The 15,053-nt window shown below is 55.9% G+C and carries 9 protein-coding genes and 2 rRNA genes; 8 read left to right on the plus strand and 3 right to left on the minus strand.

The window, feature by feature from the left end; translation table 11 throughout:
- The first annotated feature begins 22 nt into the window (after positions 1-22).
- From BN3796_RS06450 to birA, 4 genes are all read left to right on the plus strand, one after another.
- Positions 23-2,927, plus strand: a 23S ribosomal RNA gene (locus BN3796_RS06450).
- A 191-nt stretch (positions 2,928-3,118) separates the two neighbouring features.
- Positions 3,119-3,234: ribosomal RNA gene (rrf, locus tag BN3796_RS06455) — 5S ribosomal RNA — on the plus strand.
- Positions 3,235-3,430: 196 nt separating this feature from the next.
- Positions 3,431-4,459 carry a UDP-N-acetylmuramate dehydrogenase gene (murB, locus tag BN3796_RS06460; protein ID WP_061707569.1) on the plus strand — a complete coding sequence of 343 codons (1,029 nt, stop codon included), beginning with the start codon at positions 3,431-3,433 and terminating at the stop codon, positions 4,457-4,459.
- Entirely contained in the window at positions 4,456-5,418 is a 963-nt protein-coding gene (gene birA / locus BN3796_RS06465) for a bifunctional biotin--[acetyl-CoA-carboxylase] ligase/biotin operon repressor BirA (RefSeq protein WP_061707570.1), read from the plus strand. The genes murB and birA overlap by 4 nt, the downstream gene beginning before the upstream one ends.
- Positions 5,419-5,457: 39 nt before the next feature.
- On the opposite strand, the gene bcsG is transcribed toward birA, so the two are convergent.
- The 3 genes from bcsG to bcsE are packed head-to-tail and all read right to left on the minus strand — an operon-like array spanning position 5,458 to position 8,883.
- The gene (gene bcsG, locus BN3796_RS06470) at positions 5,458-7,137 is read right to left on the minus strand and encodes a cellulose biosynthesis protein BcsG (protein WP_061707571.1); all 1,680 of its coding nucleotides are present in this window, start codon (positions 7,135-7,137) and stop codon (positions 5,458-5,460) included.
- On the minus strand, positions 7,130-7,324 hold the full coding sequence (gene bcsF, locus BN3796_RS06475) for a cellulose biosynthesis protein BcsF (RefSeq protein ID WP_061707572.1): 195 nt from the start codon (positions 7,322-7,324) through the stop codon (positions 7,130-7,132). Before bcsF ends, bcsG begins: the two co-directional genes overlap by 8 nt.
- Positions 7,321-8,883 (minus strand): cellulose biosynthesis c-di-GMP-binding protein BcsE, encoded by a 1,563-nt coding sequence (gene bcsE, locus BN3796_RS06480; RefSeq protein WP_061707573.1) that lies wholly within the window; start codon positions 8,881-8,883, stop codon positions 7,321-7,323. Before bcsE ends, bcsF begins: the two co-directional genes overlap by 4 nt.
- A gap of 171 nt (positions 8,884-9,054) precedes the next feature.
- Between bcsE and bcsR the strand changes: the two genes are divergently transcribed.
- From bcsR to bcsB, 4 genes are read left to right on the plus strand one after another with little or no spacing between them, the layout of a single operon-like run.
- The gene (gene bcsR, locus BN3796_RS06485) at positions 9,055-9,243 is read left to right on the plus strand and encodes a cellulose biosynthesis protein BcsR (protein WP_061707574.1); all 189 of its coding nucleotides are present in this window, start codon (positions 9,055-9,057) and stop codon (positions 9,241-9,243) included.
- A gap of 11 nt (positions 9,244-9,254) precedes the next feature.
- Positions 9,255-10,004: a cellulose biosynthesis protein BcsQ gene (gene bcsQ / locus BN3796_RS06490; protein ID WP_061707575.1), complete on the plus strand. Its 750-nt coding sequence runs from the start codon at positions 9,255-9,257 to the stop codon at positions 10,002-10,004.
- Positions 10,004-12,622, plus strand: coding sequence for a UDP-forming cellulose synthase catalytic subunit (gene bcsA / locus BN3796_RS06495; protein ID WP_061707576.1), 2,619 nt, complete (start codon positions 10,004-10,006; stop codon positions 12,620-12,622). The genes bcsQ and bcsA overlap by 1 nt, the downstream gene beginning before the upstream one ends.
- Positions 12,623-12,632: 10 nt before the next feature.
- A complete protein-coding gene (gene bcsB, locus BN3796_RS06500) occupies positions 12,633-15,047 on the plus strand; it encodes a cellulose biosynthesis cyclic di-GMP-binding regulatory protein BcsB (RefSeq protein WP_061708809.1) in 2,415 nt (804 codons plus the stop codon).
- Positions 15,048-15,053 lie beyond the last annotated feature (6 nt).

The raw sequence follows: 15,053 nt of genomic DNA on the forward strand, positions 1-15,053 counted from the left end.
AAGAAACATCTTCGGGTTGTGAGGTTAAGCGACTAAGCGTACACGGTGGATGCCCTGGCAGTCAGAGGCGATGAAGGACGTGCTAATCTGCGAAAAGCAACGGCGAGGTGATATGAACCTTTGACCCGTTGATGTCCGAATGGGGAAACCCAGTGCAATCCGTTGCACTATCGTTAGCTGAATACATAGGCTAACGAGGCGAACCGGGGGAACTGAAACATCTAAGTACCCCGAGGAAAAGAAATCAACCGAGATTCCCCCAGTAGCGGCGAGCGAACGGGGAGCAGCCCAGAGCCTGAATCAGCATGTGTGTTAGTGGAACGGTCTGGAAAGGCCGGCGATACAGGGTGACAGCCCCGTACACGAAAATGCATGTGTTGTGAGCTCGATGAGTAGGGCGGGACACGTGGTATCCTGTCTGAATATGGGGGGACCATCCTCCAAGGCTAAATACTCCTGACTGACCGATAGTGAACCAGTACCGTGAGGGAAAGGCGAAAAGAACCCCGGCGAGGGGAGTGAAAAAGAACCTGAAACCGTGTACGTACAAGCAGTGGGAGCACTCTTTACGGGTGTGACTGCGTACCTTTTGTATAATGGGTCAGCGACTTATATTCTGTAGCAAGGTTAACCGTATAGGGGAGCCGCAGGGAAACCGAGTCTTAACTGGGCGTTAAGTTGCAGGGTATAGACCCGAAACCCGGTGATCTAGCCATGGGCAGGTTGAAGGTTGGGTAACACTAACTGGAGGACCGAACCGACTAATGTTGAAAAATTAGCGGATGACCTGTGGCTGGGGGTGAAAGGCCAATCAAACCGGGAGATAGCTGGTTCTCCCCGAAAGCTATTTAGGTAGCGCCTCGTGAACTCATCTCCGGGGGTAGAGCACTGTTTCGGCTAGGGGGCCATCCCGGCTTACCAACCCGATGCAAACTGCGAATACCGGAGAATGTTATCACGGGAGACACACGGCGGGTGCTAACGTCCGTCGTGAAGAGGGAAACAACCCAGACCGCCAGCTAAGGTCCCAAAGTCATGGTTAAGTGGGAAACGATGTGGGAAGGCCCAGACAGCCAGGATGTTGGCTTAGAAGCAGCCATCATTTAAAGAAAGCGTAATAGCTCACTGGTCGAGTCGGCCTGCGCGGAAGATGTAACGGGGCTAAACCATGCACCGAAGCTGCGGCAGCGACACTTATGTGTTGTTGGGTAGGGGAGCGTTCTGTAAGCCGTTGAAGGTGTGCTGTGAGGCATGCTGGAGGTATCAGAAGTGCGAATGCTGACATAAGTAACGATAAAGCGGGTGAAAAGCCCGCTCGCCGGAAGACCAAGGGTTCCTGTCCAACGTTAATCGGGGCAGGGTGAGTCGACCCCTAAGGCGAGGCCGAAAGGCGTAGTCGATGGGAAACAGGTTAATATTCCTGTACTTGGTGTTACTGCGAAGGGGGGACGGAGAAGGCTATGTCAGCCGGGCGACGGTTGTCCCGGTTTAAGCATGTAGGCTGGTTTTCCAGGCAAATCCGGAAAATCAAGGCTGAGGTGTGATGACGAGGCACTACGGTGCTGAAGTGATAAATGCCCTGCTTCCAGGAAAAGCCTCTAAGCTCCAGGTAACACGAAATCGTACCCCAAACCGACACAGGTGGTCAGGTAGAGAATACCAAGGCGCTTGAGAGAACTCGGGTGAAGGAACTAGGCAAAATGGTGCCGTAACTTCGGGAGAAGGCACGCTGGTGTGTAGGTGAAGCCCCTGCGGGTGGAGCTGAAACCAGTCGAAGATACCAGCTGGCTGCAACTGTTTATTAAAAACACAGCACTGTGCAAACACGAAAGTGGACGTATACGGTGTGACGCCTGCCCGGTGCCGGAAGGTTAATTGATGGGGTCAGCGGCAACGCGAAGCTCTTGATCGAAGCCCCGGTAAACGGCGGCCGTAACTATAACGGTCCTAAGGTAGCGAAATTCCTTGTCGGGTAAGTTCCGACCTGCACGAATGGCGTAATGATGGCCAGGCTGTCTCCACCCGAGACTCAGTGAAATTGAACTCGCTGTGAAGATGCAGTGTACCCGCGGCAAGACGGAAAGACCCCGTGAACCTTTACTATAGCTTGACACTGAACACTGGTCCTTGATGTGTAGGATAGGTGGGAGGCTTTGAAGCGTGGACGCCAGTCTGCGCGGAGCCGTCCTTGAAATACCACCCTTTAATGGCTGGTGTTCTAACGTGGACCCGTAATCCGGGTTGCGGACAGTGTCTGGTGGGTAGTTTGACTGGGGCGGTCTCCTCCCAAAGAGTAACGGAGGAGCACGAAGGTCAGCTAATCCTGGTCGGACATCAGGAGGTTAGTGCAATGGCATAAGCTGGCTTGACTGCGAGCGTGACGGCGCGAGCAGGTGCGAAAGCAGGTCATAGTGATCCGGTGGTTCTGAATGGAAGGGCCATCGCTCAACGGATAAAAGGTACTCCGGGGATAACAGGCTGATACCGCCCAAGAGTTCATATCGACGGCGGTGTTTGGCACCTCGATGTCGGCTCATCACATCCTGGGGCTGAAGTAGGTCCCAAGGGTATGGCTGTTCGCCATTTAAAGTGGTACGCGAGCTGGGTTTAGAACGTCGTGAGACAGTTCGGTCCCTATCTGCCGTGGGCGCTGGAGAATTGAGGGGGGCTGCTCCTAGTACGAGAGGACCGGAGTGGACGCATCACTGGTGTTCGGGTTGTCATGCCAATGGCACTGCCCGGTAGCTAAATGCGGAAGAGATAAGTGCTGAAAGCATCTAAGCACGAAACTTGCCCCGAGATGAGTTCTCCCTGACTCCTCGAGAGTCCTGAAGGAACGTTGAAGACGACGACGTTGATAGGCCGGGTGTGTAAGCGCAGCGATGCGTTGAGCTAACCGGTACTAATGAACCGTGAGGCTTAACCTTACAACGCCGAAGATGTTTTGGCGGATTTGAGAAGATTTTCAGCTTAGATTCAGGCGTCCGAAGGATTTTGTGCTGAGACAAGGCGGCAAGCGAAGAAAAGGAAGGAGCATACTGAAGTATGTGACTGACTTTACGAGCGCAGCCAACGCAGTATCAGCACAAAAGACACAGGACAGAGCACAAAGAATTTGCCTGGCGGCTTTAGCACGGTGGTCCCACCTGACCCCATGCCGAACTCAGAAGTGAAACGCCGCAGCGCCGATGGTAGTGTGGGGCCTCCCCATGCGAGAGTAGGGAACTGCCAGGCATCAATTAAAAGAACCCCGTACCGCAAGGTGCGGGGTTTTTTGCTTTGCGCGCGCAGGCAAGCCTTACCCGGTCTGAAGAGTCCGTAAAACCTACAGGATCCATAGCCGTATACCCCGCACGATCCTGACAAACTAATCCCCCAACGCCTTGCTTATACGGTAAACTACCTGCGTTTTTGCATCAGGACAGCCTTTATGAACCACTCCCTTAAGCCCTGGAATACCTTCGGTATTCAACGGAATGCTAAGCAACTTGTACGTGCCGAAAATATTCAGCAGCTGCTGGATGTATGGCGAAACGCAACAGAAAACGGCGAACCCGTACTGATTCTGGGCGAAGGAAGTAATGTCCTGTTTCTGGAGGATTTTGCCGGTACCGTCATTATTAATCGCCTTATGGGGATTAAAGTTGAAGAGCGCGCCGACAGCTGGCATCTGCACGTGGGGGCGGGTGAAAACTGGCATCAGCTGGTGCAATTCACGCTCGAAAACGGCATGGCCGGGCTGGAAAACCTGGCGCTTATCCCGGGCTGCGCCGGATCCTCTCCTATCCAGAATATCGGCGCGTACGGCATAGAGCTTAAACATGTGTGTGAATATGTCGATTGCGTCGAGCTTGCCACCGGTGACGCACTTCGTCTGACCGCCGCGCAGTGTCGTTTCGGCTATCGCGACAGCATTTTCAAACATGAATACCAGGATCGCTATGTTATTGTCGCCATCGGGCTGCGCCTGGCCAAACGCTGGCAGCCGGTACTGACCTACGGCGATTTAACCCGTCTGGATCCGCTGACCGTGACGCCACGTGAGGTTTTTGATGCCGTTTGCCACATGCGCATGACGAAACTACCCGATCCTAAAGTGCACGGCAATGCGGGAAGTTTCTTTAAAAATCCGGTCATCGGCAGCAAAACGGCCGGGAAATTACTGGCACAATGGCCCAGCGCGCCTCATTATCCTCAGGCCGATGGCAGCGTAAAACTGGCCGCAGGATGGCTTATCGATCAATGTCAGTTAAAAGGCGCCACCCAGGGCGGCGCTGCCGTCCATCAGCAACAGGCTCTGGTACTGATCAATCAGGATCAGGCGACTAGCGAGGATGTTGTCCGGCTCGCGCATTACGTTCGCCAGCGCGTAGGTGAAAAATTTAATGTCTGGCTGGAGCCTGAGGTTCGCTTTATTGGCCGTACCGGAGAGGTTAACGCCGTGGAGACTATCGCGTGAAAGATACCACTATCCCATTAACGTTGATCGGCATTCTGGCCGACGCGGAGTTTCACTCCGGCGAACAGCTGGGCGAGCGTCTGGGGATGAGCCGGGCGGCAATCAATAAACATATCCAGACCCTGCGTGACTGGGGAGTGGATGTCTTCACGGTGCCCGGAAAAGGCTACAGCCTGCCCGAGCCTATCCAGCTCCTCGATGAAAAGCTGATCCGCAGCCAGCTCGATGGAGGCAATGTTACGGTACTCTCCGTAATTGATTCGACTAACCAGTATCTGCTGGATCGCATCGATCAACTGCAATCCGGCGATAGCTGCGTGGCGGAATACCAGCAGGCCGGGCGCGGTCGCCGCGGTCGTAAATGGTTCTCGCCCTTTGGCGCGAACCTCTATCTCTCCATGTTCTGGCGGCTTGAGCAAGGGCCGGCTGCGGCCATTGGCCTGAGCCTGGTTATCGGGATCGTTATGGCTGAAGTGCTGCACGACCTGGGCGCCAGCGATGTCCGCGTGAAATGGCCAAACGATCTCTATCTTAACGATCGCAAGCTTGCGGGTATCCTCGTGGAGCTTACCGGGAAAACCGGCGATGCGGCGCAAATCGTGATCGGCGCGGGTATCAATATGGTGATGCGCCACGTTGAGTCAGAGGTGGTCAATCAGGGCTGGATCAACCTTCAGGAAGCAGGTATCACTATCGATCGTAATACCCTGGCCGCTCGTATGATCGGGGAGCTGCGTAGCGCACTGCGCATCTTTGAGCAGGAAGGGCTGACCCCATTCCTCTCCCGCTGGGAAAAGCTGGATAACTTTATCCATCGCCCGGTGAAACTTATCATTGGTGATAAGGAGATCTATGGCACCTCGCGCGGCATCGATGCGCAGGGCGCATTGCTGCTGGAGCAGGATAGCATCATCAAGCCCTGGGTCGGCGGGGAGATCTCCCTGCGAAGCGCGGAATAAAAAAGGGAGCCAGAGGCTCCCTTTTTGGTTTACGCAGGCTTACTGCGGGTAGGGCACCCAGTCCCCGCCGTTGAGGCGTACGTACGGTTTGTTCTGATACTGAATCACCACCGCGTTTGCGTTCTCCGATACTGCCGCCGTCTGCGGCAGATTGCTGGTGAGTTGCTCCCAGTTCACGCTATCCTCCACGAACAGCTTGCCGTCAACCGCGCGCGCCACCAGTTCGGAAATCGCCAGATAGCTGCTTGGCTGGGTGATTTCAATCGGTGCGCCCTGATGCGGCGCTTTCATACCGAAAAACTTAATCCCGGCAGGCACATTGGTAATGGATGGGCTGGGAATGTCGCGCAAGCCGGAGATCTGCATACGATCGCCTTTTAACGCTCCCCCGTGCTCCGGTACGACCACCACCATCACTTTACGGCCCGATTTTTCCAGCTCGGTAAAGAAGGCGTCCAGCTCGTCAAACAGCTTCTGCGCCCGGACCTTGTAATCGGCGGTTTTGCTCACACCCGGGAAATGGTTACCGTCATGCAGCGGCAGGGTGTTATAGAAGGTCGCGCTGCGTGAGTTTGGCTCCTGCCCGACCGTCTGCATCCAGCGCTGCAGCACAGCGGTATCGTCATAGACCGGTGAACCGTCAAAGCCCAGCAGCTGTACCGGCAGCCCTTTTTGATCCATCAGCGGCGCCTGCATGCCGCCCTGATCGCGGATTTCCTTCAGGAAGTCGCCAAAGACACCGTTATGGCCCAGCATCAGGTGCTGCGTAAAGCCAAGTTTTGCCAGGTTATCAAAGAGGTAGCATTGATTCCCTGCCGGCTGGTACAGATTTTTGTGCGACGGCTGTCCACAGCTGGCGCGTAGCAGGCGAATGGCCGCCGGTCCGCTGTAGGAGGTTGCGGAGTTAAAATCCTTAAACTGAATATCGAAGTGCGACCAGAGCGGATGTGACATGAGTCCCGCCGCCTCGACGTCTGCCCAGGAGAGAGAACAGATGTTAATGACCAGCAGCTCAAAAGGCTGGGCGTCCGCTGGCAGCGCGTCGGGGAATTTAGTCTGCCGCTTCTCTTCCGCCGTATAAAAACTGGCGAGCCAGGCGTTCAGATTGGCGCTGGTCGGCGGCGCGCTCTGCGCCGGGATATCCCCTACAACCGGCGTTGCGCCTGCGGTTGCGACGGTTGGCGCAGCGCTGCCGCCGGTCGTGGTTACCGTATCGGTCGGCTGTCCGGCGGGCCACAGCGAGAAGGAGGGGCCCGCCAGCGTGAGTACGTTAAGCCAGATAAGGATCGCCACCACGAATACCGTGACACGGATCCACTGCGACAGGAAAAGCCAGGCGACCAGCAGCACGAATACCGCGCCGATCATCTGCCAGTTGATAAAGCGCTCCACCAGGTCGAGGATATAGTCAGCGCTGAAGCCCGCCACCTGTGAACCCTGGCTCAGGATACTTTCCGGGCCGGGTAGCCATGTGTCGTGCCAGAAAAGTCCAAAGCCAACAGGGATAGCGATCCAGTGACGCAGACGGTGCCATTTGAGGGCAGGCAGAGGCATCAGCAGAAACGCCATAAATACCAGGTTTAGCAGCGGGTGAAAATTTAAATAGCCTGCCCAGAGCAGACCGAATTTCACCAGAAAGTAAAAGTTCCAGCCAGAGAGGCCGCGCCAGTATTGCCAGAGAGGCGAGGGCGCCGAAGTGGTATAAGAAGAGTTAGTCATGTTTTCGGTTTGCCTTAACGTGCGGAGCCCGTTTTAGTGTTCCGGCAGGTTTAACGTAGCGAGGTTTTGCAAACAGCAGACGCGCGGTATCCCGTAAACGGCGCAATGAATGACGCGCATAATAACCCAGCGGGAAAAATATCAGCGCGCAGACCACAATCAGCTGAATAATATCGGTGATATTCATGTTGATGCCCTCTCCTCAGCATCCTGTAATAAACGCAGCGGCTCAGGCACACGTCGCCAGGCGTGTCCGTCATGCGTGGCGTTCAGCACCGGTTTTTTACTGGCTGCTAACGGCAACGGTTTTCCCCACTGCTCAGGCTTGAGTAAGCGCATTTGCAAGATTTCAGCGCTAATAAGGTTATCCTCAAACCAGACCATGCGGTTTGAAAAAATATCGCCGGTCGGCAGCGGGAAAATATGATTCAGCGCCGTGTCGAGATCGTTAACGCGACAGAAAGATAAAAACAATACCAGCCGGTTATCACCGATAGTCATAATATCTCCCGTACGGTTCGGGCGACATAGCGTAAGCGCCTGCTCAATGCGGATCCCCGGTACCGGACGTAACGCCACCATAACGCCTTTACCATCAGCCGGAAGCAAGGTGTTATTCATCATATTACTTACCGCGTCGCAAAAGGTGTCCCACTTCTGAAAACCGCGCAGCTTCATGGGCTGCGTCATGGAGAGGAGGGTTGAGATCTCTTCCGGTACGTGGCGGCTAAACTGCTGGCCCTGGATGCTTTCAATCAGGGTCAGGCAGCGGGAAAGCGGAGCGTTCCAGGGGATTACCATGTTCGCACCGCAGCCAAGCAGCAGTCGCTCATCGGTGGCACGCAGGCTGGTGCTGTTCTCTCGCACAACGATTTTCAGGGCGGTGCCGCGCTGACGGCGCAGGGCATGGATTTGCCTGGCAAGCCCTTCGATTTGATTATTCTGCGCAAGCGAGAAAATTATCGTCGCGGCCTGCGTTGATCGCGCTTCGTTAAAAAGCGCTTCATTCGTATCGAATAATGTCCAGTGTTCGGAAAGCGCAGGTGCTCCTTCTAATACCGCGACATGGCTTAAAATTCGTTTTTCGTCATTACGCGGCTGCACGATAGTTTCTTCTTGCTGCGCTAAATGCCATTCGCCGTTTATAGCGTGAAGGACGAGTTGCTGGCGTGCGCTCACCCCTTTTTCGTTACACCAGAAAGCGACATCATAAAGATAGCTGTCCGCCTGATGGCGAAGCATGGCAAGTCCAGTCAGAGAACGATATTGGGTCATTAAAAATGAAAACTGCTTATCGCTATTACTACCGGGGCTAATAATTAATAACGTACACTTTTGTTTTTGCGCCCATGTATTCATTTTTTGTAACCAATGCCCTACTTTTTGCATGGGTACGTTTTGCCAGGCATTGTTTGCACATTTTAGCAATATAAAATTATGTTGTGGGTCAATACTGCAATGTATATCACGGGAGAGAAAATATAATGCTTTCTCATCGTCAGGCATGGAAAAGAGCCGCACGTTATTAGGGCCGAGCACGGGATCAAGTGTGATGATTTCGTCTGGATTGGCGCCCATTACGATCGCGGCGACCTGCGCCTCAGGCGACTGGGCGGCGATCGTCTGGTTAATCAGATTAATCGCATCCTCGTCACGGTCGGTACCGATCCACCAGACGCCTCCGGCGGGCATATCACGCAATTCATCCCATAAGGGCGGGATGCCAACAGAAAATATGGGGTTCACAATGTCCCTCTTTGCGTCAAATTCACCTGCCTCCAGTTTACTAGCGAAAGCACAGAAATAAACCTAACATTGAAATTAAAGAGCATCAGATTTAGCATGTAAATGAAATTCCTGCAGCAGGATGCCTTGCCATATCTGTTCGTTGTCTTTCAATAAAGGAATGACGCTAACATGCATATTAACGAACCCGGAACGCCAGTTGATTCCACGCTTGGATACACATTCCAGAATGATTTTTTGGCGCTAAGCAAGGCTTTTTCTTTACCGGAAATTGATTATACCGACATTTCTCAGCGAGAACAGTTAGCGGCGGCAATCAAGCGCTGGCCCCTTTTAGCTGAGTTTGCTCGCCAACAATAAGGGAGCCATTGATGGCCATACTGGGTTTACAGGGTATTCGTGGCGGTGTTGGTACAACGTCTCTGACCGCAGCGCTGGGGTGGTCATTACAGCTATTGAATGAACCGGTGCTGCTTATTGATGCCAGCCCCGATAATCTGCTGCGCATGTCGTTTAACGTTAACCATACGCATACGGATGGCTGGGCGCGGGCGCTACTGGATGGACGTGACTGGCGCGATGCCGCGCTGCGCTATACCTCCCAGCTCGATATCCTGCCATTCGGCCAGCTCACTGCCGATGAACAGGCCTCTCTGCACACGCTCGACGGAACGTTGGGCCAGATTATCGACGCGCTGCAGCTGCTTCGGGAAAAGAGCCATTACCGGTGGATCTTGCTCGATCTGCCAGCCAGCCCTTCGCCGCTGACCCGCCATCTTACCGATCGCTGCGATCGCACGTTGACCATCGTGCAGGTGGATGCGAATTGTCATATTCGTCTGCATCAACAGGCGCTGCCAAAGAATACGCATATTTTGATCAATAACTTGCGCATCGGCAGCCAGCTCCAGGACGATCTATACCAGATATGGCTGCAAAGCCAGCGCCGCCTGCTGCCGATGGCCATCCATTGCGATGAGGCAGTGGCGGAGTCTCTGGCCTCTAAACAGCCGGTGGGGGAGTACCGCAGCGATTCCCTGGCGGCGGAAGAGATATTGACGCTGGCTAACTGGTGCCTGCTGCACTATTCCGGCCGAGTGCCTGCGGATGGGAGAAGCTGATGAGTCGCCTGACCAACTGGTTGCTGATCCCGCCGGTTAGCGCGCGTTTAAGCGAGCGTTACAGGAACTATCGTCTGCATGGCGCATCGGCGATCAGCGCGATGCTGGGCTGCTTCTGGGCGATCCTGGCCTGGGCGCTCATTCCCCTTGAACATCCGCGCTGGCAGCATATTCGCGCCCGGCATCATGAGCTCTATCCCCATATTAACCCGGATCGGCCCCGGCCTTTGGATCCGCTGCGCTACGCGCTGCAGGCGCTTTGGCTGGTGGTTACCGCCGGGAAGCAGGAGAGAACGGCACCGCGCTGGCGCAGCGTGGGTCGTTTTAAGCAGGCGCTAGGCCAGTATCATCATTGGCTGAACGCGCTGCCTGAACGGGTCAGCCACCGCACCCGTCACCTGGAGTCGCACAAGGAGCTGGGGCATGTGCATCCCAGGCTGCGGCGTTTTATTCTGGGCGTGGTCATTCTCTTTTCGCTCATTCTGGCGCTGCTCTGCATTACTCAGCCTTTTAACCCGCTCGCGCAGTTTATCTTCCTGCTGTTGCTGTGGGGCGTGGCGCTGCTGGTGCGACGTATCCCGGGGCGTTTCTCAGCGCTGATGCTGATAGTGCTGTCGCTTACCGTCTCCTGCCGTTACATCTGGTGGCGCTACACCTCCACGCTTAACTGGGACGATCCGGTCAGCCTGATATGCGGTCTGATCTTACTCTTCGCTGAAACGTACGCCTGGGTGGTGCTGGTGCTAGGCTATTTCCAGGTGGTCTGGCCGCTGAACCGCCAGCCGGTGCCGTTGCCGAAAGAGACCAGCGAGTGGCCGACGGTGGATATTTTCGTGCCGACCTACAACGAAGAGCTGAGCGTGGTAAGAAACACCATTTACGCCTCGCTGGGTATCGACTGGCCGAAGGACAAGCTGAAAATCTGGATCCTCGACGACGGCGGCCGGGAAGAGTTTCGCCAGTTTGCCCTGAGCGTAGGGGTGGAGTATATCGCCCGTACCACGCATGAACATGCCAAAGCGGGCAACATCAACAATGCGCTGAAGCATGCGAAGGGCGAATTTGTCTCGATTTTTGACTGCGACCACGTGCCGACGCGCTCTTTCCTGCAGATGACCATGGGCTGGTTCCTGAAGGAGAAAGAGCTGGCGATGATGCAGACGCCGCACCACTTCTTCTCGCCAGACCCGTTCGAGCGCAACCTGGGCCGTTTTCGTAAAACGCCGAACGAAGGGACGCTGTTCTACGGGCTGGTGCAGGATGGAAACGATATGTGGGATGCCACCTTTTTCTGCGGCTCCTGTGCGGTGATCCGTCGTGGACCGCTGGATGAGATTGGCGGCATCGCCGTGGAGACGGTGACGGAAGATGCTCACACCTCGCTGCGTCTGCACCGCCGCGGTTACACCTCTGCCTACATGCGTATCCCCCAAGCGGCCGGTCTGGCGACGGAATCGCTGTCGGCGCATATCGGGCAGCGTATTCGTTGGGCGCGGGGGATGGTGCAGATTTTCCGCCTCGACAACCCGCTGTTTGGTAAAGGGCTGAAGCTGGCGCAGCGGCTCTGCTACCTCAACGCTATGTTCCACTTTTTGTCAGGGATCCCGCGGCTTATCTTCTTAACCGCGCCGCTGGCTTTCCTGCTGCTGCATGCCTATATCATCTTCGCGCCCGCGCTGATGATTGCGCTGTTTGTCTTGCCGCACATGATCCACGCCAGCCTAACCAACTCGAAGATTCAGGGGAAATACCGTCACTCCTTCTGGAGTGAAATCTATGAGACGGTGCTGGCCTGGTATATCGCCCCACCAACGCTGGTGGCGCTGATTAATCCGCACAAGGGCAAGTTTAACGTCACCGCCAAGGGTGGGCTGGTGGAAGAGGAGTATGTCGACTGGGTCATTTCCCGCCCTTATATCTTCCTCGTGCTGCTCAACCTGGTAGGCGTGCTGGTGGGGATCTGGCGCTTTATGTATGGCCCGGAGAACGAAGTGTTGACCGTCTTCGTCAGCCTTGCGTGGGTATTCTATAACCTGATTATCCTTGGCGGTGCGGTAGCGGTGTCGGTGGAGAGCAAGCAGGTGCGCCGCGCGCACCGCGTGGAGATCTCCATGCCTGCGGCCCTCGCCCGGGAAGATGGCCACCTTTTCTCCTGTACGGTGCATGACTTCTCCGACGGCGGGGTGGGGCTCAAAATTAACGGCCAGACGAAGGTACTGGAAGGGCAAAAGGTCAGTCTGCTGCTTAAGCGCGGCCAGCAGGAGTACGCCTTCCCGACCCAGGTGGTGCGCGTGATGGGTAACGATATCGGCCTGCAGTTAATGCCGCTGACGAAGAAACAACATATCGATTTTGTTCAGTGTACGTTTGCCCGCGCCGATACGTGGGCGCTCTGGCAGGATAGCTTCCCGGAAGATAAGCCGCTGGAAAGTCTGCTGGATATTCTGAAGCTGGGGTTCCGGGGGTATCGCCATCTGGCCGAGTTTGCCCCCTCTTCGGTGAAAATTATCTTCCGGTCACTTACTTTACTGGTCTCCTGGGTGGTGTCGTTTATCCCGCGTCGTCCTGAGCGGGATGAAAAACAGCCGCAGCCGGACCCGGTTATGGCTCAACAATGATGATAATGCGATGAAAAGAAAACTCTCCTGGTTATGTGCTGTGGCGGTGGGGATAAGCGCGCTGCCTTCCGTAATAGCGAACGCGGCCCCCGGCGACGCGGCAGATACGCCGGCGATGCCCGTTGTTGCGCAGGCGACCGATCCGGTCATCACCGCGGCGCCAGCCCAAACTGAAAACGTTGTGCCAAACCAGCCGGTAGAGGGGAATACTCTTCCTGCGCAGCAGACGGTAGGACAGGTGATGCCTGGCGTACCGGGGGCGAATGCGCCAGTTGTGGCGGATAACGTGCCGTCGCGTGATGTCCGGCTGACGTTTGCGCAGATCGCGCCACCGCCGGGTAGCATGGTGCTGCGCGGAATTAACCCCAACGGCGGCATTGAGTTTGGTATGCGCAGCGATGAGGTGGTATCGAAGGCGATGCTCAACCTCGAATATACGCCGTCGCCCGCGCTGCTGCCGGTTCAGTCGCAGCTGAAGGTCTATCTTAACGATGAGCTGATGGGCGTTCTGCCGGTCACCAAAGAGCAGCTGGGCAAAAAGACGCTGGCGCAGGTGCCCATCAACCCGCTGTTTATCACCGATTTTAACCGTGTGCGGCTGGAGTTTGTCGGCCACTACCGCGATGTCTGTGAGAACCCGGCCAGCAGTACGTTATGGGTAGATATTGGCCGCAGCAGTTCGCTGAATCTTACCTACCAGACGCTGGCGGTGAAAAACGATCTCTCCGCCTTCCCGGTGCCGTTCTTTGATTCGCGCGATAACCGCATGCTGAATCTGCCGATGGTCTTTGCCGGCGCGCCGGATGTCACCCAGCAGCACGCCGCGACCATCGTCGCCTCCTGGTTTGGCTCCCGCTCTGGCTGGCGCGGCCAGCGCTTCCCGGCTTTCTATGACAAGCTGCCGGACCGCAACGCTATCGTGTTCGCCACCAATGCGAAACGCCCCTCATTCCTGCGTGACCATCCGAACGTGAACGCGCCGACGATCGAAATGATCGACCATCCCGATAACCCCTATGTGAAGCTGCTGGTGGTGTTTGGTCGGGACGATAACGATCTGGTACAGGCGGCGAAAGGGATCGCGCAGGGCAACGTCTTGTTCCGCGGCAACAGCGTCACCGTTGGCGACGTCAAGCCGCTGCTGGCGCGTAAGCCTTACGATGCGCCAAACTGGATCCGCACCGATCGTCCGGTTACCTTCGGCGAGTTAAAAACCTATGAGGAACAGCTGCAGTCCACCGGGCTTGAGCCGTCGCCGATTAGCGTATCCATAAACCTGCCGCCGGATCTCTATCTGCTGCGCAGCACCGGCATCGACCTTAACCTTAACTATCGCTATACCGCGCCGCCAACCAAAGACAGCTCGCGCATGGATATCAGCCTGAACAACCAGTTCCTGCAATCCTTCCCGCTGACGAGCACGCAGGATACCAACAAGCTGCTGCTGCGCTTGCCGCTCCTGCAGGGGTTGCTGGATGGGAAAACCGACGTGAAAATCCCGGCGCTGAAGCTGGGGGCGGTGAACCAGCTGCGCTTTAATTTCCAGTATATGAATCCGCTTCCGGGCGGTTCGGTGGATAACTGCATCACCTTCCAGACGGTGCAGAACAACGTGGTAATTGGCGATGATTCAACTATCGACTTTACTAAATACCACCACTTTATCGCGATGCCGGACCTGCGCGCCTTTGCCAACGCTGGCTTCCCGTTCAGCCGGATGGCCGATCTTTCTGACTCCATCGTGGTGATGCCGAAGGCGCCAAACGAAGGGCAGATGACCACGCTGCTGGATGCGATGGGTACGTTCGGAGCGCAAACCGGTCTGCCGGCCATCAACGTCACCCTGACGGACGACGGCAGCCAGATCCAGGGCAAAGATGCGGATATCCTGGTTATCGGCACCATCCCTGAAAAACTGAAAAACGACGAGCGTGTCGATCTGCTGGTGAAGGCGACGGAAGCCTGGGTCAGAACGCCGGTACGCGAGCCTAACTCGCCGGGGATCATGCCGGATACGGGGGATCGTAAGGCCACCGCGCAGACGAATGTTAACTCCAGCGGTCCGATGGCGGCCATTGTCGGCTTCCAGTCGCCGTTTAACGATCAGCGTAGCGTCGTGGCTCTGCTGGCGGATAGCCCCCGCGGCTATGCGCTGCTCAATAACGCGATGAATGACAGCGGTAAACGCGCGGCGATGTATGGCTCTGTCGCGATTATCCGTGACTCAGGCGTTAACAGCCTGCGTGTCGGGGATGTCTATTACGTCGGCCATCTGCCGTGGTTTGAGCGGATGTGGTACGCGCTAGCTAACCATCCGGTGCTGCTGGCCTTCTTCGCCGCGATAAGCGTCGTTCTGCTGGCATGGGTATTGTGGCGTCTGCTGCGCATTATCAGCCGCCGTCGTCTCCATTCGGATCATGAGTAACGGATG

The sequence above is a fragment of the Pseudenterobacter timonensis genome (assembly GCF_900021175.1).
GTDB lineage: Bacteria > Pseudomonadota > Gammaproteobacteria > Enterobacterales > Enterobacteriaceae > Enterobacter > Enterobacter timonensis.

Bases quoted from the DNA above. Each gene is read 5' to 3' on its own strand.
- murB (WP_061707569.1), top strand. From the start codon at position 3,431: ATGAACCACTCCCTTAAGCCCTGGAATACCTTCGGTATTCAACGGAAT.
- bcsG (WP_061707571.1), bottom strand. From the start codon at position 7,137: ATGACTAACTCTTCTTATACCACTTCGGCGCCCTCGCCTCTCTGGCAA.
- bcsF (WP_061707572.1), bottom strand. From the start codon at position 7,324: ATGAATATCACCGATATTATTCAGCTGATTGTGGTCTGCGCGCTGATA.
- bcsR (WP_061707574.1), top strand. From the start codon at position 9,055: ATGCATATTAACGAACCCGGAACGCCAGTTGATTCCACGCTTGGATAC.
- bcsQ (WP_061707575.1), top strand. From the start codon at position 9,255: ATGGCCATACTGGGTTTACAGGGTATTCGTGGCGGTGTTGGTACAACG.
- bcsA (WP_061707576.1), top strand. From the start codon at position 10,004: ATGAGTCGCCTGACCAACTGGTTGCTGATCCCGCCGGTTAGCGCGCGT.
- bcsB (WP_061708809.1), top strand. From the start codon at position 12,633: ATGAAAAGAAAACTCTCCTGGTTATGTGCTGTGGCGGTGGGGATAAGC.